The sequence below is a fragment of the Zestomonas ipomoeae genome (genome assembly GCF_057128665.1).
Genome location: NZ_JBSKHQ010000011.1, coordinates 76,555 through 93,893, shown reverse-complemented (window position 1 = coordinate 93,893; position 17,339 = coordinate 76,555). Strand labels below are relative to the sequence as shown.

At 66.1% G+C, this 17,339-nt stretch carries 19 protein-coding genes; 11 read left to right on the top strand and 8 right to left on the bottom strand.

Annotation, left to right across the window (positions count from 1 at the left end; translation table 11 throughout):
* Window positions 1-19 precede the first annotated feature (19 nt).
* The 5 genes from ACWKV7_RS13645 to tsaA all read left to right on the top strand — a co-directional run bounded on the left by ACWKV7_RS13645 (window position 20) and on the right by tsaA (window position 3,473).
* A complete protein-coding gene (locus tag ACWKV7_RS13645; RefSeq protein WP_483858228.1) occupies window positions 20-271 on the top strand; it encodes a hypothetical protein in 252 nt (83 codons plus the stop codon).
* Window positions 272-374: 103 nt separating this feature from the next.
* A complete protein-coding gene (locus ACWKV7_RS13640) occupies window positions 375-1,145 on the top strand; it encodes an SDR family oxidoreductase (RefSeq protein WP_483858227.1) in 771 nt (256 codons plus the stop codon).
* 109 nt (window positions 1,146-1,254) lie between these two features.
* Entirely contained in the window at window positions 1,255-1,890 is a 636-nt protein-coding gene (locus ACWKV7_RS13635; protein WP_483858226.1) for a DUF1326 domain-containing protein, read from the top strand.
* A 2-nt stretch (window positions 1,891-1,892) separates the two neighbouring features.
* Window positions 1,893-2,693: a DUF2182 domain-containing protein gene (locus tag ACWKV7_RS13630; RefSeq protein WP_483858225.1), complete on the top strand. Its 801-nt coding sequence runs from the start codon at window positions 1,893-1,895 to the stop codon at window positions 2,691-2,693.
* A gap of 87 nt (window positions 2,694-2,780) precedes the next feature.
* Window positions 2,781-3,473 carry a tRNA (N6-threonylcarbamoyladenosine(37)-N6)-methyltransferase TrmO gene (gene tsaA / locus ACWKV7_RS13625; protein WP_483858224.1) on the top strand — a complete coding sequence of 231 codons (693 nt, stop codon included), beginning with the start codon at window positions 2,781-2,783 and terminating at the stop codon, window positions 3,471-3,473.
* Window positions 3,474-3,688: 215 nt separating this feature from the next.
* Here tsaA and ACWKV7_RS13620 read toward each other — a convergent pair whose 3' ends face one another.
* Window positions 3,689-3,991 (bottom strand): putative quinol monooxygenase, encoded by a 303-nt coding sequence (locus ACWKV7_RS13620; RefSeq protein ID WP_483858223.1) that lies wholly within the window; start codon window positions 3,989-3,991, stop codon window positions 3,689-3,691.
* Window positions 3,992-4,049: 58 nt separating this feature from the next.
* Between ACWKV7_RS13620 and ACWKV7_RS13615 the strand changes: the two genes are divergently transcribed.
* A complete protein-coding gene (locus tag ACWKV7_RS13615) occupies window positions 4,050-4,454 on the top strand; it encodes a VOC family protein (RefSeq protein WP_483858222.1) in 405 nt (134 codons plus the stop codon).
* Window positions 4,455-5,180: 726 nt separating this feature from the next.
* On the opposite strand, the gene fpr is transcribed toward ACWKV7_RS13615, so the two are convergent.
* Window positions 5,181-5,957, bottom strand: coding sequence for a ferredoxin-NADP reductase (fpr, locus tag ACWKV7_RS13610; RefSeq protein ID WP_483858221.1), 777 nt, complete (start codon window positions 5,955-5,957; stop codon window positions 5,181-5,183).
* Between the two features lie 114 nt (window positions 5,958-6,071).
* Between fpr and ACWKV7_RS13605 the strand changes: the two genes are divergently transcribed.
* Window positions 6,072-6,998 (top strand): LysR family transcriptional regulator, encoded by a 927-nt coding sequence (locus ACWKV7_RS13605; protein WP_483858220.1) that lies wholly within the window; start codon window positions 6,072-6,074, stop codon window positions 6,996-6,998.
* 16 nt (window positions 6,999-7,014) lie between these two features.
* On the opposite strand, the gene ACWKV7_RS13600 is transcribed toward ACWKV7_RS13605, so the two are convergent.
* Complete coding sequence (locus ACWKV7_RS13600) at window positions 7,015-7,380, bottom strand: diacylglycerol kinase (protein ID WP_483858219.1); 366 nt, start codon at window positions 7,378-7,380, stop codon at window positions 7,015-7,017.
* Between the two features lie 7 nt (window positions 7,381-7,387).
* A complete protein-coding gene (gene erdR, locus ACWKV7_RS13595; RefSeq protein ID WP_483858218.1) occupies window positions 7,388-8,035 on the bottom strand; it encodes a response regulator transcription factor ErdR in 648 nt (215 codons plus the stop codon).
* Between the two features lie 226 nt (window positions 8,036-8,261).
* Here erdR and ACWKV7_RS13590 point away from each other — a divergent pair, with 226 nt between their 5' ends.
* Window positions 8,262-9,152: a DMT family transporter gene (locus ACWKV7_RS13590; protein ID WP_483858217.1), complete on the top strand. Its 891-nt coding sequence runs from the start codon at window positions 8,262-8,264 to the stop codon at window positions 9,150-9,152.
* A gap of 37 nt (window positions 9,153-9,189) precedes the next feature.
* Here ACWKV7_RS13590 and ACWKV7_RS13585 read toward each other — a convergent pair whose 3' ends face one another.
* Entirely contained in the window at window positions 9,190-9,900 is a 711-nt protein-coding gene (locus tag ACWKV7_RS13585; RefSeq protein WP_483858216.1) for a tRNA-uridine aminocarboxypropyltransferase, read from the bottom strand.
* A gap of 177 nt (window positions 9,901-10,077) precedes the next feature.
* Here ACWKV7_RS13585 and ACWKV7_RS13580 point away from each other — a divergent pair, with 177 nt between their 5' ends.
* Window positions 10,078-10,848 (top strand): substrate-binding periplasmic protein, encoded by a 771-nt coding sequence (locus ACWKV7_RS13580; protein WP_483858215.1) that lies wholly within the window; start codon window positions 10,078-10,080, stop codon window positions 10,846-10,848.
* Between the two features lie 167 nt (window positions 10,849-11,015).
* Here the strand turns inward: ACWKV7_RS13580 and ACWKV7_RS13575 are convergent, their stop codons facing one another.
* From ACWKV7_RS13575 to ACWKV7_RS13565, 3 genes are read right to left on the bottom strand one after another with little or no spacing between them, the layout of a single operon-like run.
* Complete coding sequence (locus ACWKV7_RS13575) at window positions 11,016-11,837, bottom strand: aldo/keto reductase (RefSeq protein ID WP_483858280.1); 822 nt, start codon at window positions 11,835-11,837, stop codon at window positions 11,016-11,018.
* Between the two features lie 28 nt (window positions 11,838-11,865).
* Window positions 11,866-12,297, bottom strand: a complete 432-nt coding sequence (locus tag ACWKV7_RS13570) for a VOC family protein (RefSeq protein ID WP_483858214.1) — start codon at window positions 12,295-12,297, stop codon at window positions 11,866-11,868.
* A gap of 28 nt (window positions 12,298-12,325) precedes the next feature.
* Entirely contained in the window at window positions 12,326-12,730 is a 405-nt protein-coding gene (locus ACWKV7_RS13565) for a VOC family protein (RefSeq protein WP_483858213.1), read from the bottom strand.
* 76 nt (window positions 12,731-12,806) lie between these two features.
* On the opposite strand from ACWKV7_RS13565, the gene ACWKV7_RS13560 reads away from it, so the two are divergent.
* Window positions 12,807-13,928: an OpgC family protein gene (locus ACWKV7_RS13560; RefSeq protein WP_483858212.1), complete on the top strand. Its 1,122-nt coding sequence runs from the start codon at window positions 12,807-12,809 to the stop codon at window positions 13,926-13,928.
* 152 nt (window positions 13,929-14,080) lie between these two features.
* Window positions 14,081-17,191: a transglycosylase domain-containing protein gene (locus ACWKV7_RS13555; protein WP_483858211.1), complete on the top strand. Its 3,111-nt coding sequence runs from the start codon at window positions 14,081-14,083 to the stop codon at window positions 17,189-17,191.
* Window positions 17,192-17,339: the final 148 nt, after the last annotated feature.

The window sequence follows — 17,339 nt, the reverse complement described above, 5'->3', positions numbered from 1 at the left end:
TTGATGCTCGGGGTATGTCGTGAACTGGATCGATCTTTTGCAATGGCCGGCCATGGTCGCCACCCTCACCGCCGCCTGGCAGATCGCCTCGCTGAATCCACGGCGGCGCATGCTGGGCTTCTGGTGCTTCCTGCTCAGCAATGTGCTGTGGATCGCCTGGGGCTGGCACGCCAATGCCTACGCGCTGATCGTGCTGCAGGTCGGCCTGGCCACGCTGAACATTCGCGGGGTGCGCAAGAACGATTCGCCCAGAGCCGAGGCCAACCCATGAGCACGACCCTGATGCCCTGGCATTCCGCCGCCCAATGATCGGCGCCGGGCACGGCGACTGCGGTTAGGGTTGGCGCTTCCCTTTCCTGCTCATGAGGTCCGCCATGCTCGACTACTTCAACCTCTCCGGCCGCACCGCCCTGGTCACCGGCGGCACCCGCGGCATCGGCAAGATGATCGCCGAAGGTTTTCTGCGCGCCGGCGCGCGGGTGATCATCTGCGCGCGCAGCACCGAAGCCTGCGCCGAGACGGCGACCGAGCTGTCCGCCCTTGGCGAATGCATCGGCGTGCCCGCCGACCTTTCCAGCGAAGAAGGCGCCAAGGCACTGGCGATTGAACTGGCGACCCGCATCGAACGACTGGACATCCTGGTGAACAACGCCGGTACATCCTGGGGCGCGCCGCTGGAGAGCTATCCGGTCAAGGGCTGGGAAAAGGTCATGCAGCTCAACGTGACCTCGGTGTTCAGCTGCATCCAGCAACTGCTGCCGCTGCTGCGCAAGGCCGGCAGCGAAGCGAACCCGGCGCGGGTGATCAACATCGGCTCGGTGGCCGGCATCACCTCCCACGGCGAGCAAGCCTACGCCTACGGCCCGAGCAAGGCGGCGCTGCACCAACTGTCGCGCATGCTGGCCCGCGAACTGGTGGGCGAGCACATCAACGTCAACGTCATCGCCCCCGGCCGCTTCCCGAGCAAGATGACCAAGCATATCGCCAATGATGCCGAAGCCCTGGCCGAGGACACGGCGATGATCCCGATGAAGCGCTGGGGCCGCGAGGAAGAGATGGCCGCCCTGGCCATCAGCCTGGCCGGCACTGCAGGGGCCTACATGACTGGCGCGATCATTCCCATCGACGGCGGCTTTCACCTCTGAGGCCGCTCCCGCGTGTCGCTGGTCGGCCCGGCCTTCCGGCGACCGACGCCCTGCTAGCGTTATGGATGGGGGCTAAAACACCGTTCGCCAACCGGCGAGGAGGTTAGCCATGAACATCGCGGACTGGCGCATGCAGGGTGTCGAATTCGCTTCCTGCAATTGCGCCTGGGGCTGTCCCTGTCAATTCAGCGCTCGCCCTACCCAGGGTAACTGCCAGGCGGTCGTCGCCATGCGCGTCGACTCCGGTCATTTTCGCGAAACCCGGCTCGATGGGCTCCTCTGGGCAGGCACCTTCGCCTGGCCGGGCGCCATTCATGAAGGCAACGGCAGTTGCCAGGCATTCATCGACGAGCGCGCCGACGAGGCACAGCGCGAAGCGCTGCTGACCATCCTGTCCGGCCAGGAGAGCGAACCGGGCGCCAATGTGTTCCAGATCTTCAGTAGCACCATCAGCCAGATGTTCGAACCGCAGTTCGTGCCCATCGAGCTGTCCATCGACGTGCCCGGTCGCCTGGCGCAACTGCGCATTCCCGGCGTGCTGGAGGCCAGCGGCGAGCCGATCCGCAGCCCGGTGACCGGCGAACCGCAGCGGGCGCGCCTGGTGCTGCCCGATGGCTTCGAGTTCATCGAGGCAGAAATGGCCAGCGGCAGCTACCGCACCCAGTCGGCACTGCAGATGCAGTCGCAAGGTAGCCATAGCCACTTCGCCCAGGTGCACTTCACCGGTCACGGCCTGGTGCGCTGAACATGGCCTGGTCGTTGGCGGCGGTTCCGAGGCGAGCGCCGTCGAAGGAGCAGGTACTGTTTGTGCTGTGCGTGCTGGCATTGTGCAGCCTCGCCTGGCTGTCGTTGCAGCGGATGGGCGAGAGCATGGCGGCGCCCGGCGGCATGGCCGACATGGCGATGGCCGGGATGCCGATGCCCTGGAGCGCGGCTGATGCGCTGCTGATGTTCGCCATGTGGGCAGTGATGATGGTCGCCATGATGCTGCCCAGCGCCCTGCCGATGTTGCTGCTCTACCAGGCCCTGCTGCGCCAGCGGCTGCCGGCGCCCCGGCGGCACCTGGCCCTTGCGCTGTTCGCCACGGCTTATTTGACCGTCTGGTCCGGCTTCGCCCTGCTCGCCACCCTGTTGCAATGGGGGCTGGACCGACTCGCGCTGCTCAACCCGGACATGCGCAGCAACAGCGCCGTCCTGGCTGGCAGCCTGCTGCTGGCGGCCGGCATCTACCAATGGCTGCCGGGCAAAACGGCCTGCCTCGAGCATTGCCGGGGACCGCTGCCCTTCTTCCTCGGCCACTGGCGTCCCGGCCTGGCCGGGGGTTGGCGCATGGGTTTGGCCCACGGTACCTATTGCCTGGGCTGCTGCTGGGCGCTGATGGGCGTGCTGTTCGTGGTCGGGGTGATGAACCTGTTGTGGGTGGCGCTGATCGGCATCTATGTGCTGCTGGAAAAGATCCTGCCCCCCAGTCCCTGGCTGGGCCGCGCGGCAGGTCTGCTGCTGGCCGGCTGGGGGCTGGCCCTGCTGGTCGCAGGGCCGACTCCCTGAGCCCATGCGCCCTCGCCGCATCGGGTCCACGCCTCATCTGGCGGTATGTGGGTAAGATAGGCGCCCGTTTACAGCCCTCTCGCCGCCATGTCCTACAGCATCTCGCCCGTCGGCTACGTCCGCTCCTGCTTCAAGGAGAAGTTCGCCATTCCCCGCCAACCGCAACTGGCGCCGGCGGCGCGTGGCGTGTTGGAGCTGGTCGCGCCGTTCGACCAGGCGGAGGCGGTGCAGGGGCTGGAACAAGTCAGCCATGTCTGGCTGCTGTTCCTCTTCCACCAGGCGCTGGAAGACAAGCCGCGGCTCAAGGTGCGCCCGCCGCGGCTGGGCGGCAACCGCAGCATTGGCGTGTTCGCCAGCCGCGCCACCCACCGGCCGAACGGCATCGGCCAGTCGGTGGTGAAACTGGAAAAGGTCGAGCCGGGCAAGCTGTGGCTGTCCGGCATCGACCTGCTGGACGGCACGCCGGTGCTCGACATCAAACCCTACGTGCCCTACGCCGACAGCCTTGCCGAGGTCCGCAACGCCATTGCCGAGGCCCCGCCCGCGCCGATCCCGGTCGAGTGGGCACCCGCTGCCCTGGAGCAGGCCCGCGAGCATGGCCTGCGCCTGGGGGAACCGCTGGTGCAACTGATCGAGCAATGCCTGGCCCAGGACCCACGCCCGGCCTACCAAGTGCCCGAACCCGAGCGCCGCTATGGTGCGCGATTGTGGGACGTGGACGTGCGTTGGCACTACCCGCAGCCGGGGCTGATCCGGGTGCTGGAGGTGGTGAAGGGCTGAGCCGGCGCGCGGCTGGTGACGGCCTGCTCGTTGGGCTTCGTACCTCAACCCAACCTACCCGCACGCGCCGTAGGTTGCGGTTGAGCGCAGCGAAGCCCAACGAACGTGCGACGAACAATCCGGACCTCGGAGTTGATCTCTCCCTTGCGAGAGAGAGCTGGGGGAGAAAGGGCAAGCGACAGCCCCGCGCAACTAGGTCCTGCTGGGAACAATCATCAGCGCCGCGGGTTGAGCAGCGCCACATCTGCCTCGATCACCTCCTGCTCGACGATCAGCGGTTCCACCAGCGGCCGGCTGGCGAGGAAATGCGCGGTCTGGATGTGGGCATCCAATGCGGCCTCGTCGCTGTACACCTCGTAAAGCCAGACCAGATCCGCATCGCTGCGGTCGCAGAGCACGTCGAAGGTCAGGCAGCCGGGCTCCTCGGCCACTGAGGCGGCGGCGTTGGCCGCCATGGCCTGCAGGAAGGCCTCGCGGCTGCCGGGTTTGAGGCGAGTCTTGAGCAGGATGCTGTACACAGCGGTCTCCTTTTGTCCTATAGTCCGGCAAATTGTATACAAAACAGGAGGCAAGTGAATGCACGAACGCCCGAGCCGGCTCAACGGCCTGCGCCATCTGGCCTTGCTGGTACCGAATCTGGAGGAATGCGAGCGCTTCTATGTCGAGGTACTGGGCATGCAGGTGCTGCATCGCGCCAACGAGGACCTGGTCTACCTCACCTGCGGCAACGACAACCTGTCCCTCGGCCGCGCCTACGCACCGAGCAGCGGCGTGCAGGCGGTGGATCACTACGGCTTCATCGTCGACAGCGTGGAAGAGCTGGAGGCCTGGTACCAGTACCTCAAAGGCAAAGGCGTGACCCTGCTCGACCGCCCCTTCGACCATGGCGACGGTGCCCGCAGCTTTCACCTGCTGGACCCGGCGGGGAACAAGATCCAGCCGCTCTATCATCCGGCGGTGTCGGGGCAGCGCTTCAGTTGACCAAGCCAAAGCGCCTCCCGAGGCGAAGACCGGCCCACCGCGCCGCATCGAGACTTCGGCTTTGCCAACGCTGGATACCGGCGTGCGCCGGCATGACGAGGTAAATGTCGGACGGTGTGTCGATCAGTCCGGGCGGTGCAAGTCATGCGCTAGGCTCACCCCCACATCCCCGGCGAAGGCCGCGGCCCACTGAGTCCATCAATGCTTCGGCGTCTGCCACCCTGGCTACCGGCCTGCGCCGGCATGACGAGGTAAAGGTCGGGCGGTGTGTCGATCAGTCCAGGCGGTGCAAGGCATGCACTAGGCTCACCCCCACATCCCCCGGCGAAGGCCGCGTCTCACTGAGTCCATCAACGCTTCGGCGTCTGCCACCCTGGCTACCGGCCAGCGCCGGCATGACGAGGTAAAGGTCAGGCGGTGTGTCGATCGGTCCAGGCGGTGCAAGGCATGCGCTAGGCTTACCCCCAAGTCCCCGGCGAAGGCCGCGGCCCACTGAGTCCATCAATGCGTCGGCGTCTGCCGCCCTGGCTACCGGCCTGCGCCGATATGACGAGGTAAACCAGGCTGTGTGTTGGTCGGTCCAGGCAGTGCAAGGCATGCGCTTGGAAGAACTCCCTCAGACTCGTCTCCCCGGCGAAGGCCGGGGTCCAGTGGGCTGCACCAATCCACCATGCGCAAATACAAAGCCCGCCGAATAGGCGGGCTCTGTCTTCATTTGGCGGGCGCTTACTTCTCGACGAACGCACGCTCGATCAGGTAGTCGCCCGGCTCGCCCATGCGCGGGGATATTTTCAGGCCGAAGCTGTCGAGCACTTCGCTGGTTTCGTCGAGCATGCTCGGGCTGCCGCAGATCATCGCGCGGTCGTCCTGCGGGTTGATCGGCGGCAGGCCGATGTCGGCGAACAGCTTGCCGCTGCGCATCAGGTCGGTCAGGCGGCCCTGGTTCTCGAACGGCTCGCGGGTGACGGTCGGGTAGTAGATCAGCTTGTCGCGTAGTGCCTCGCCGAAGAATTCGTTCTTCGGCAGATGCTCGGTGATGAATTCGCGGTAGGCCACTTCGTTCACGTAGCGCACGCCGTGGATCAGTACCACCTTCTCGAAGCGCTCGTAGGTTTCCGGGTCCTGGATCACGCTCATGAACGGCGCCAGGCCGGTGCCGGTGCTGAGCAGGTACAGATGCTTGCCGGGCAGCAGGTCGTCGAGCACCAGGGTGCCGGTGGGCTTGCGGCTGATCATCAGCTCGTCGCCTTCCTTCAAATGCTGCAGGCGCGAGGTCAACGGACCATCCGGCACCTTGATGCTGAAGAACTCCAGGTGCTCTTCGTAGTTGGGGCTGGCAATGGAGTAGGCACGCATCAGCGGACGGCCTTCGACCTCTAGGCCGATCATCACGAACTGGCCGTTTTCAAAACGCAGACCCGGATTGCGGGTGGTCTTGAAGCTGAACAGGGTGTCGTTCCAGTGATGCACACTGAGCACGCGCTCGATGTTCAGGTTACTCATGCGGTCTTCCTCTGAAGGGCTAATGCTTTGCGGGAACAATTGCGGGCAATCTTATAAGCGGCCAAGATATCTGTGAAATGGATTATCAAGATATAGGTTATCGGTTATATAGATATGCGATTCACATTGCGCCAACTTCAGGTTTTCGTCGCCGTCGCCCAGCAGGAAAGCGTTTCCCGCGCCGCGCAATCACTGGCGCTGTCGCAATCGGCAACCAGCACCTCGCTCACCGAACTGGAGCGTCAGTCCGATTGCCAACTGTTCGACCGCGTCGGCAAGCGCCTCAGCCTCAATGCCCTCGGCGAGCAGTTGCTGCCCCAGGCGGTGGCGCTGCTCGACCAGGCCAGGGAAATCGAAGACCTGCTCAACGGCAAGAGTGGTTTCGGCTCGCTGGAGGTGGGCGCGACCCTCACGGTCGGCAACTACCTGGCGACGCTGCTGATCGGCAGCTTCATGCAGCAGCATCCGGAATGCCGGGTCAGCCTGCATGTGCACAACACCGCCCATGTGGTGCAGCAGGTGGCGCATTTCGAGCTGGACCTGGGGCTGATCGAAGGCGATTGCCAGCACCCGGACATCGAAGTGCGGCCCTGGGTAGAGGACGAACTGGTGGTGTTCTGTGCGCCGCAGCATGCGCTGGCGCAACGTGGCCAGGCCAGCCTGGAGGAACTGACACGGGAAGCCTGGATCCTGCGCGAGCAGGGCTCCGGCACGCGGCTGACCTTCGACCAGGCAATGCGTCATCACCCGGCGGCACTGAACGTGCGCCTGGAGCTGGAGCACACCGAGGCGATCAAGCGCGCCGTCGAGTCCGGCCTCGGCATCAGCTGCATTTCCCGCCTGGCGCTGCGCGATGCCTTTCGCCGCGGCAGCCTGGTGGCGGTGGAGACCCCGGAGCTGGACCTGACCCGGCAGTTCTATTTCATCTGGCACAAGCAGAAGTACCAGACCGCTGCCATGCGCGAGTTTCTCGACCAGTGCCGGAAACTCACCGAGGGCGTGCGCCGCAGCGACCAGATCGTGCTGCCGACCATTGCCTGAGGGATGCGGGATGGTGCTAGCCGAGCATGATCACCGCCCAGACGCTGGCAATCAGGCTGAGGGCGATGAACTGGGCGGCGCTGCCCATGTCCTTGGCATTCTTCGATAGTGGATGGCGGTCGAGGGAGATGCGGTCGATGGCCGCTTCCATCGCCGAATTGAACAACTCGACGATCAGTGCCAGCAGGCACACGGCGATCAGCAGGGCGCGCTCGCCACGGCTGACCGAGACGAAGAAGCTCAGCGGAATCAGCACCAGGTTGAGCAGCACCAGTTGGCGGAACGCCGCTTCGCCAGTGAAGGCCGCACGCAACCCATCGCGGGAATAGCCGGCGGCGTTATAGATACGTTTCAGGCCGGACTGGCCCTTGAATTCGGACATGGCAGGGTTAACTCGGTATCGATTCCAGATGTTGCAACAGCAAGGCCGCCTGGGTACGCGTGCGCACCCCGAGCTTGCGGAAGATGGCGGTGACGTGGGCTTTGATGGTGGCTTCTGACACGTTCAGCTCGTAGGCGATCTGCTTGTTCAGCAGACCGTCGCAGACCATGGTCAGCACGCGGAATTGCTGCGGGGTCAGGCTGGCCAAGCCGGCGCTGGCGGCCTTGGCCTCGGCGGAAACGCCCGCCCCCTCCTGCGCCTGCGGCGGCCACCAGGTGTCGCCGTCGAGCACCGCGCGCACCGCGCTCTGGATGGTTTCCAGCGAGCTGGATTTGGGGATGAAACCGCTGGCGCCGAACTCCAGCGAGCGCGCCACCACCGCCGCCTCTTCCTGCGCCGAGATCATCACCACCGGCACCTGCGGATATTGCCCACGCAGCAGCACCAGCCCGGAGAAGCCGTAGGCGCCGGGCATGTTCAGGTCCAGCAGGACCAGATCCCAGTCGGTTTTCTCGGCCAGGCGCGCTTCCAGCTCGGCGATGCTGGCCGCTTCCACCAGCGTCACCTGCGGGCCCAGCCCCAAGGTCAGGGCCTGCTGCAGCGCAGTACGGAAGAGTGGATGGTCGTCGGCAATCAGGATTTCGTAGGCAGCCATAGGTAAGCAGATCCTGTTCTTGTTATCGCACCGATCGACGGTGCATTTTGCGGCCCCAGGCCGACGTGCCCCCCAGCACCCTTCGACCCGCCGACAGGCGGCACACAGCGCCGTCTGCCCAGGCACCCTCGCGCCTGACACGGCGCCCAGCATGCCGAGCCGTGACGGGGTGGTCAAGCTGAATACTTTAAGGCAGAGTCAGCGGCTTTGCCTGCCGAGTGCCATCATGCGAAACCCTGCCCTGCGCGCCGATCTGTTGATGTTGTTCACCGCCATGATTTGGGGTACAGCGTTCGTTGCCCAACGCCTGGGCATGGATGCCGTCGGTCCGTTTCTCTACAGCGGCGTGCGCTTTGCCCTGGCCGGACTGATCCTGCTGCCCCTGTTGTTCTGGCGTCCGCGCGATGCCGCGCCGGCACAACCGCTGAGCCGAGGCCTGCTGCTGGGCGGCGGCCTGATGGGGCTGGCCCTGGCGCTGGGCATCAACTTGCAGCAGGTGGGCCTGTTGTTCACCAGCGTGACCAACTCGGGCTTCATCACCGGCCTGTACGTGATCATGGTGCCGCTGTTCGGCCTGCTGGTCGGCCAGCGCACCGGCCTCGGCACCTGGATGGGCGCCATCCTGGCGGTGATCGGCATGGCCTTGCTGAGCATCGGCGACGACTTCCAGGTCGCCTCCGGCGACTGGCTGCAGTTGGCCGGCGCCTGCGTATGGGGCGTGCACGTGCTGATGGTCGGCTTTTTCGCCCGGCGGCACGATCCGCTGCGCCTGGCGGTGCTGCAATTCCTGACCTGCGCGCTCATCAGCCTGCTGCTGGCGGCGCTGTTCGAGGAAATCCGCCTGGACGCCATCATCGCGGCCGGCCCGGCGATTCTCTACGGCGGCATCTTCGGCGTGGCGGTCGGCTTCACGTTGCAGGTGGTGGCACAGAAGGATGCGATTGCCTCCCATGCGGCCGTCATTCTGTCCCTAGAGGCGGTGTTCGCCGCCATCGCCGGCGCCCTCATGCTCGGCGAAAGCCTGGCCCTGAAGGGCTACCTCGGCTGCGCGCTGATGTTCGCCGGCATGCTGCTGACGCAGCTATGGCCGAAGCAGGTCGAACAGCTGGGCAAATAGCCGCCGGTGTGCCCGTCGCTGGCGGGTTTCACCCGGCCTACAGAAACGCAGCCAACCGTCGATGCGGGTCGTCGTGCGGGTCGAGGGGGCGATGGTGCTTGGCGCCGAGGTAGTGCACGGTGAACACATCCAGGTAGGCATCCAGCGCCTCCGACGCGCGCGCATCGCCGGCCAGTTCCAGGCATAGCGCGGCGACTTCCGCGGTGCACAGGTGATCGTCACGCTTGGAGCGGCGCAGGCGATAGCGCGAGAGCTGTTCGGGTTGCAGGCTCAACACCGGCAGGCCGTCCAGATAAGGGCTCTTGCGGAACATCTTGCGCGCTTCGGTCCAGGTGGCGTCGAGCACCACGAACAACGGGCGCCGGCCACTCGGCTGGGCCACCTCGGTCACCACCCGCTGCGGTGCGACGAACTCCCCCGGAAATACCAGGTACGGCTGCCACTGCGGATCGGCCAGCAGCGCCAGCAGGCCGGGATCGACCTCGGTACGGCTCCAGGAATAGGCGAAGGTATCGGCCAGCACATCGGCGATCAGCCAGCCGGTGTTGCTGGGCTTGAGCGGCTCGATGTCATGCATCAGCAGGCAGACGCCCGCCTGCGCCGGGATGCGTGGACGCCAGGCACACAGGCAATAGGCATGGGGCACACGGCATTGCGCGCAGCGCGGCATGCGCGAGCCACGCGCCTGGAACGGCTTGAGACTGCGGGCCAGGCGCTCGGCTCGCAGACGAAAGACAGCATGGCTCATCGCGACGCACACGGAATCGGGTACATGGAAAACCTGGCGGTGGCTGACCGGGCGCGCAGTCTAGCAGAGCCGCCGCCGGCCTCGACGCAGGCCTGCTGGGCAGGCCGACCGCAGGCAACGACGAAGCGGCCGTCTACGCTTGCGGAAGGTCTTCCCATCCCTGTACACGAGTCCAGCATGCTCAGTCGCCTCCTCCCGATGCTCCTGCTATGGACCCTGACAAGCGCGCCCGGCCTGGCCGAGGAACGCATTCGCATCGCCATCGGCGAGTGGCAACCGCTGATCGGCGCCGAGTTGCCCGACTACGGCGTTGTGCCCCGCCTGGTCAGCGAAGTCTTCGCCGCCGAAGGCATCGCGGTGGAATATGGTTTCTTCCCCTGGAAGCGCTCCTACCAGCAGGTCAAGCGGGGCCAGTGGCACGCTTCGGCGATCTGGGGGCGCACACCGGAGCGGGAGGCGGATTGCCTGTTCTCCTCCGAGGTGGTCTACAGCGACGAACTGGTGCTCTTCTATCACCGCGACCATCCCCTGCAGTGGGACGGCACCCTGGCCGGCGCCGAGAAGCTGAACGGTCTGAGCATCGGCCTCGCCCTCGGATCGGCCAAGGCCCCGGTGCTGGAGGAAGCGGAGAAACGCGGCTGGGTACGCTACGAAACCGGCAGCACCGATCTGGTCAACATGCGCAAGCTGGCTGCGGGTCGCATTGCCGCGGTGGATATCGCCAAGGGCACCGGCACCTACCTGATGTTCCAGCGGCTGACGCCCGAGGAGCGGGCTGTCCTGCGGCACACCGCGCCCTATCAGCGCTGGGACTATCACCTGATGTTTTCCCGGCGCATCGCCGAGAATCGCCGCTACCTGGAGCTGTTCGACCGCGGCCTGCAGCGACTCAAGGCCAACGGCCGCTACGCGCAGCTATGGGACGAATTCTACCGGGACGGTCAGTGACCCTCGACGCGACGCCATGGACCGGCGGCGCCCCGAGTGCTCCTTACTACCGGGCTTTAGCGAGCGCGGCCCGCACCTGCAAAGCGCCCATCGAGCTTCCGGTGCATGGCTCCCGAAGCGGGCCATGAACGGGAAGGCGCGCCCATCGGCCCCTCGGCGCGATGCTTCTACACGACACCCAATGGCCGTTTGCGGGTAGGTGGCGGAAAGGCCGCGTCGAGTATTGCCTGGTCCTCGGCGGTGAGGCGCACATCGGCCGCATCGGCGTTCTGCCGCACATGCAGGGGCTCGACCGCCTTGGGAATGGCGATAACCCCCGGTTGTCGCAGCACCCAGGCCAGCGCCGCCTGGGCCGGCGACACGCCATGGCGGCGAGCCACCTCCCGCAGGGCCGGCTGCTCCAGCAGTGCGGCTTCGCCCTGGCCCAGCGGACAGTAGGCCATCAGCGGCATGCCCTGCGCCTGGCACCAGGGCAGCAGGTCAAACTCGATGCCGCGCTCCTGGACGTTGTACAGCACCTGGTTGACGGCACAGGCGGGGTTGTCCAGCTCACGCATGTCCGCCAGGTCGAGGTTGGAGACGCCCCAGCGGCGGATCTTGCCGGCCTCGCGCAGGCGTTCGAAGGCTTCGACGGTTTCCTCCAGCGGATGCGAGCCGCGCCAGTGCAGCAGATAGAGGTCGAGATACTCGGTGCCCAACCGCCGCAAGCTGCGCTCGCAGGCGGCGGGCAGGCTCTGTCGACCGGCGTTGTGCGGATAGGCCTTGCTGACCAGGAAAATTCGCTCGCGGCGGCCCTCGATGGCCTCGCCGACCACCTGCTCGGCGCCGCCCTCGCCATACATTTCCGCCGTGTCGATCAGCGTCAGCCCCAGCTCGATGCCCAGGCGCAGGGCCGCCACCTCACGCTGGCGCTCGGCGGAGCGCTCGCCCATGCGCCAGGTACCCTGGCCGATGGCGGGCACCTCGGTGCCATCGCGGAAACGGATCATCTGCACAGGTGTCCCCCCCTTCGATCGCTCATAGTTCTTCCCACGGGTCATAGGTACCGAAGCTCCACAGGTGCCCTTCCAGGTCGCGACAACTGAAACCACGCCCGCCGTAGTCCTCGTCCTTCAGCTCGACGACGATTTCCGCGCCGGCAGCCTTCGCCCGTGTATAGAGCGCATCGGCACTGTTGACGATCACGTACAGGCTCTGGGTAGAGGCATTGCCGGCCTCGTCCGGCTGAGTCATCAGCCGACCGAACTCGGTGTCGGCCACCGAGCCGAGCATCAGCATGCCATTGCCGAAGCTCAGTTGCGCATGGGCAATGCCGCCGGTTTCATCGGGCACCACCAGATGCCGCTCGAAGCCGAAGGCGCGTTGCAGCCAGTCGATGGCGGCCGGCGCATCGCGGTAGCGCAGGCAGGGGATCAGGTTGGCCAGGGTGTTCTTGGCGAGCAACGGCATAAGGCGTTCTCCTTCGGTCGAATGATGTTCAAGGTCCTTCAGCGTAGCCGCGACCATGCCATTGCAGCAGGCAGAAACCATGGCCAAAGGGATCGCTGAGCATGGCCAGGCGGCCATAGGCATGGGTCTGCGGCGGCTCCTCGCAACGCGCGCCGGCCTCCAGGGCCCGGATCAACGCGCTGTCCAGATCGGCGACCACGAAATCCAGATGCACCGGCGTCCAGTGCCGCCGGTATTCGCGGCGCGAGTTGCCGAACGCTGCCGGCACACTGCCCTCGGCTTTGCAAAGCAGATAGAGTGGCGACGCCGCGCCGGCCAGTTCGGCAACGGTGTCGTCGAACAAGCGGCGCTGCAACGTCAGGCCCAGCGCGCGGGTATAGAAGTCGATGGCGACTTCCAGGTCCGGCACGTCGATGTTGATCAGCAGATGCATCGGGCTCACCTCGTGGCTACGGAACCACAGCCGCCTGCGCAGCATCCCTTGTAAAGACGAACAGCGAGAATTGCGCATGCACGACGAACGCGACCACCGGATCGACTTCTTCCGCGGCCTGGCCCTGGTGTTCATCTTCTGGGACCACGTCCCGCACAACCCGTTCGCCCTGGTCACGGTGCGCAATTTCGGCCTCAGCGATGCCGCGGAGATTTTCGTCTTCCTCGCCGGCTACGCCTCGGTGCTGGCCTACGGCAAGCTGTACCGGCGCGACGGCTTTCTGCTCGCCGGCATGCGTATCCTGCGCCGGGCCTGGGTGCTCTACGTGGCACACATCTTCCTGCTGGCGGTGCTGATGGGCATCGTCTTCGTCGCCCAGAACTACCTGCACCATCGCGATCTGGTGACGGAAATGGGCCTGGGCTATGTGATCGACCAACCGCAGCAGGCGCTGGTGGACGAGCTGCTGCTGCGTTTCAAGCCCAACCTGATGGACCCACTGCCGCTCTACATCATGCTGTTGCTGGCATTGCCGGCGATCCTGCCACTGCTGCTGCGCTGGCCAGCGGCAACGCTCATGCTGTCGCTGGCGCTCTATCTGCTGGCGCCGAGCCTGAACCTGGAATCGCGCCCCGGCGGCGTATGGTTCTTCAATCCGCTGGCCTGGCAGTTCCTGTTCCTGCTCGGCGGCGTCGCGGCCTTGCGCGCCGGGCAGGCGCCGCGCGACCCGCGTCCGCTTCGGCAGCAACCGCTGTTCCTCGCCGCGTTCGGCTATCTGCTGCTCGGCGGCATGCTGGTGCTCGCCTGGCACTGGCCATGGCTGCACGCCACGTTGATCGATCCGATTGCCGAGCAGCTGTACCCGATCAGCAAGACCGACCTGGACCCGGTGCGCCTGTTGCATTTCATTGCCCTGGCCTACTGCACGGCGAGGCTGCTGCCGGCCGGCGCCTGGCTACGCACCTGGCTGGCCCGGCAAACCTGCCGCATGGGGCGCTACTCGCTGGAGGTGTTCTGCCTCGGCGTGCTGCTGGCGCCGCTGGCGGATATCGCCAACACCCTGGCCGGCGACACGCTGGCGGTGCGTCTGGCGACCCCGCTGCTGGGTGTCGCGCTGATGGCGCTGCTCGGCGCCTGGCTGGAGTGGAACAAGCAGCTTGGCCAGGTACCTCGGCCGAGGGTACTGGCCGCCACCTGAGGTCCGAAGGTCCAGCAACCCGCCGGGCAGGCAAGCGCTTGCCTGGCATTCCGTCCGAATTGTCCCGGCTCGTCTGATTGGGGGATTGCGATTGTCGGGCAACGGCTACTCTTCAAGTGAGTCAGCCACGAGAGTAACCGAGTCGATTCATCATGGGCGCGATATGGAAAACGGATACCCACGCCTCACCCTTGCAGAGCGAAACCCCCGCTTTGTGCCAACCAAAGCCGCCCAAGACCCGTTCGACATTGCGCATCGCGTTCTGGCTGCTGGTGTTGCTCGTCCTGGCCGTCGTCGCGGTGGCCGTCAGCTATGAGATGCGCACCTCCTGGCTGCAATCCCGCGAGCTGAGCCGCTACAGCGCGAGCCTGGATTATTCGCTGCTGCCGGGCCCCAGCTCGGACATCCTCTATCCGCTCAACGGCCCGTTCGACAAACGCCTGGGCTATGCCTACATGCCGCAGTTCCTCCAGCGCCTGCAGCAACGCGGCTACGTGATCCAGCAACAGACCCGCTTCTCGCCCGCCCTGCTGGACTACACCCGGCACGGCTTCTTCCCGCCCTATGCGGAAAAGGTCCAGGCCGGCCTGGATATCAGCGACTGCCGTGGCGAGCCGCTCTACGGCTTCCAATACCCACAACAGCTGTACCCGGACTACCAGTCGATCCCGCCGCTGGTGGCCAACAGCCTGCTGTTCATCGAGAACCGCGACCTGCTGGACGAAAGCCGGCCGCTGGCCAACCCGGCGGTGGACTGGCCGCGCTTCGCCATGGCCGCGCTCAGCCAGGTGGGCAAGGTGCTCGACGTGCAGGACCAATCCGCCGGCGGCAGCACCCTGGCGACCCAGTTGGAGAAGTACCGCCACTCGCCGGACGGCCTGACCGTCTCCGCCCCGGAAAAACTGCGGCAAATGGTGTCCGCCAGCGTGCGCGCCTACCAGGGCGGCCCACTGACCCTGCCCGCGCGGCAGAACATCATTCGCGACTACCTCAACAGCGTGCCGCTCTCGGCCGCCCCTGGCCACGGCGAAGTGCATGGCCTGGCCGACGGTTTGCGGGTCTGGTACGGCGCCGACTTCCACAAGGTCAACCGCCTGCTCGACCCGGCGCAGTCGCCGGAAGCGACACCCGCCGAGCGCGGCCTGGCGCTGCGCCAAGTGCTCTCGCTGATGATCGCCCAGCGCCGCCCTTCGTATTACCTGGCTTCCCAGGGACGCCATGATCTCGCCGAGCTGACCGACAGCCACATTCGCATCCTGGCCCAGGGTGGCCTGATCGACCGCCAATTGCGCGATGCCGCGCTGGCGCAACAGGTCGCCTTTCGCGATCTCGAACTGGAACCGGCGCTGCGCAGCAACGAAACCAGCAAGGGCATCAGCGTTGCCCGCAGCCGCCTGTCCGGCCTGCTGAACATGCCGCTGTACGACCTCGACCGTCTCGACCTGGCCGCTACCACCACCCTGCAGGGCGACCTGCAGGAGAAGAGCAGCCAGTACCTGCGCCAGCTTGCCGACCCGGCATTCGCCGAGCAGGTGGGGCTGTTCGGCGAACGCCTGCTCTCGCCTGAGAAAACCAGAGAAGTGCGCTACAGCTTCACGCTGTTCGAGCGCACCGCCGACAGCTATCGGGTACGCGTGCAGACCGACAGCACCGACCAGCCGTTCGATATCAACGAAGGCAGCAAGCTGGAACTCGGCTCCACCGCCAAGCTGCGCGTGCTCACCACCTACCTGGAAATCGTCGCCGAGCTGCACGCCCGTTTCGCCGGCATGACGCCAGTCGAGTTGCGCGCGGTGGAAGTGGCCGACCAGGACGTGCTGACCCGCTGGGCCGTGGACTACCTTGCCAGCCAATCAGATCGCAGCCTGCCGACCATGCTCGATGCCGCGCTGGAGCGCCGCTATTCGGCCAGCCCCGCCGAGCGTTTCTTCACCGGTGGCGGCCTGCACACCTTTCACAACTTCCGCCGCGAGGACAACGGACGCATCCCGACCATGCGCGAGTCGCTGCAGGAATCGATCAACCTGCCGTTCATCCGACTGATGCGCGACCTGGTGCGCTACGCCACCTACCAGGCCCCCGGCAACAGTGCCGAGCTGCTGAAGGACGACAAGGACCCGCGCCGCGCCGAATACCTCAGCCGCTTCGCTGATCGCGAGGGCACCACCTTTCTCCTGCGCTTCTGGCGCAAATACCAGGACCAGCCAACCCAGGAACGCCTGAGCACCTTCCTCGACAGTCTGCGGGCCACGCCGGTGCGGCTCGCCGCCGTGCATCGCTACCTGATGCCGGAGGCCGACCTGGCCACCTTCGGCGCCTTCATGAAGAAGCAACTGCCAGAGGAGAACCTCAGCGACAAGCGCATCGACGAGCTCTATCGCAAGTACGGCCCCGGCGCCTACAGCCTGCCCGACCAGGGCTACATCGCCCGCGTGCACCCGCTGGAGCTGTGGCTGCTCGGCTACCTGTTCGAACGCCCGGACGCCACCTTCAGCGAGGCCGTGGCCGCCAGTACCAAGGAACGCCAGGAGGTCTACGGCTGGCTGTTCAGAAGCCGGCACAAGAGCGCGCGCGACAGCCGCATCCGCATCATGCTGGAAGTGGAGGCCTTCCTCGACATTCACCAGCGCTGGCAGCGCCTGGGTTACCCCTTCGGCCACCTGGTGCCGTCGTTGGCCACCGCCATCGGCAGCTCCGGCGACCGTCCGGCGGCGCTGGCCGAGCTGATGGGCATCATCCTCAACGACGGCGTGCGCCTGCCGACGGTGCGCATCGATACCCTGCACTTCGCCGCCGACACGCCCTACGAGACCCGGCTTGACCGCACCAACATCCAGGGCCAGCGGGTACTGCCCTCCGAGGTGGCTGCGGCACTGCGCCAAGCCCTGTCCCAGGTGGTCGAAGGCGGCACCGCGCGGCGCCTGGCGGGCAGCTTCGCCCTGGCCAACGGCCAGCAACTGACCCTCGGCGGCAAGACCGGCACCGGCGACAACCGCATCGAGACTGTCGGCGCCGGCGGGCGGGTACTCAACTCGAGGGCGATGAACCGCACCGCGACCTTCGTCTTCTACCTGGGCCCCCGCCACTTCGGCACGCTCACCGCCTTCGTGCCCGGCCGGGCGGCGGAAAACTTCCGCTTCACCTCCGCGCTGCCAGTGCAGGTACTCAAGGGCATGGCGCCGATTCTCACCCCCTACCTGGAGCCGGGCGGCCTGACCGGCTGCCAGGTGCCGCCGCAACCGGTACAGGCCCGCCTGCGCTAGAAGCCGACCGGGCCCGGCAGGTCGTGCTACTCGCTGTGCTCCGGCGAAGACGGCGCCGGAGCCAGCCCGCGCAGACCAGCGAAACCCCAAACGGCCAGCCCGATGATCGGCACCAGCAGGATCAGCACAACTTGTTGGCAGTGTTTCC

What these genes read in the sequence shown, in the direction of transcription:
- ACWKV7_RS13630 (WP_483858225.1), top strand. Translation starts at nt 1,893, where the DNA reads ATGGCCTGGTCGTTGGCGGCGGTTCCGAGGCGAGCGCCGTCGAAGGAG.
- ACWKV7_RS13575 (WP_483858280.1), bottom strand. Translation starts at nt 11,837, where the DNA reads ATGATCCGTTTCCGCGATGGCACCGAGGTGCCCGCCATCGGCCAGGGT.
- ACWKV7_RS13640 (WP_483858227.1), top strand. Translation starts at nt 375, where the DNA reads ATGCTCGACTACTTCAACCTCTCCGGCCGCACCGCCCTGGTCACCGGC.
- ACWKV7_RS13590 (WP_483858217.1), top strand. Translation starts at nt 8,262, where the DNA reads ATGCGAAACCCTGCCCTGCGCGCCGATCTGTTGATGTTGTTCACCGCC.
- ACWKV7_RS13585 (WP_483858216.1), bottom strand. Translation starts at nt 9,900, where the DNA reads ATGAGCCATGCTGTCTTTCGTCTGCGAGCCGAGCGCCTGGCCCGCAGT.
- ACWKV7_RS13635 (WP_483858226.1), top strand. Translation starts at nt 1,255, where the DNA reads ATGAACATCGCGGACTGGCGCATGCAGGGTGTCGAATTCGCTTCCTGC.
- ACWKV7_RS13560 (WP_483858212.1), top strand. Translation starts at nt 12,807, where the DNA reads ATGCACGACGAACGCGACCACCGGATCGACTTCTTCCGCGGCCTGGCC.
- ACWKV7_RS13605 (WP_483858220.1), top strand. Translation starts at nt 6,072, where the DNA reads ATGCGATTCACATTGCGCCAACTTCAGGTTTTCGTCGCCGTCGCCCAG.
- ACWKV7_RS13565 (WP_483858213.1), bottom strand. Translation starts at nt 12,730, where the DNA reads ATGCATCTGCTGATCAACATCGACGTGCCGGACCTGGAAGTCGCCATC.
- fpr (WP_483858221.1), bottom strand. Translation starts at nt 5,957, where the DNA reads ATGAGTAACCTGAACATCGAGCGCGTGCTCAGTGTGCATCACTGGAAC.
- ACWKV7_RS13600 (WP_483858219.1), bottom strand. Translation starts at nt 7,380, where the DNA reads ATGTCCGAATTCAAGGGCCAGTCCGGCCTGAAACGTATCTATAACGCC.
- erdR (WP_483858218.1), bottom strand. Translation starts at nt 8,035, where the DNA reads ATGGCTGCCTACGAAATCCTGATTGCCGACGACCATCCACTCTTCCGT.
- ACWKV7_RS13615 (WP_483858222.1), top strand. Translation starts at nt 4,050, where the DNA reads ATGCACGAACGCCCGAGCCGGCTCAACGGCCTGCGCCATCTGGCCTTG.
- ACWKV7_RS13555 (WP_483858211.1), top strand. Translation starts at nt 14,081, where the DNA reads ATGGGCGCGATATGGAAAACGGATACCCACGCCTCACCCTTGCAGAGC.
- ACWKV7_RS13570 (WP_483858214.1), bottom strand. Translation starts at nt 12,297, where the DNA reads ATGCCGTTGCTCGCCAAGAACACCCTGGCCAACCTGATCCCCTGCCTG.
- tsaA (WP_483858224.1), top strand. Translation starts at nt 2,781, where the DNA reads ATGTCCTACAGCATCTCGCCCGTCGGCTACGTCCGCTCCTGCTTCAAG.
- ACWKV7_RS13580 (WP_483858215.1), top strand. Translation starts at nt 10,078, where the DNA reads ATGCTCAGTCGCCTCCTCCCGATGCTCCTGCTATGGACCCTGACAAGC.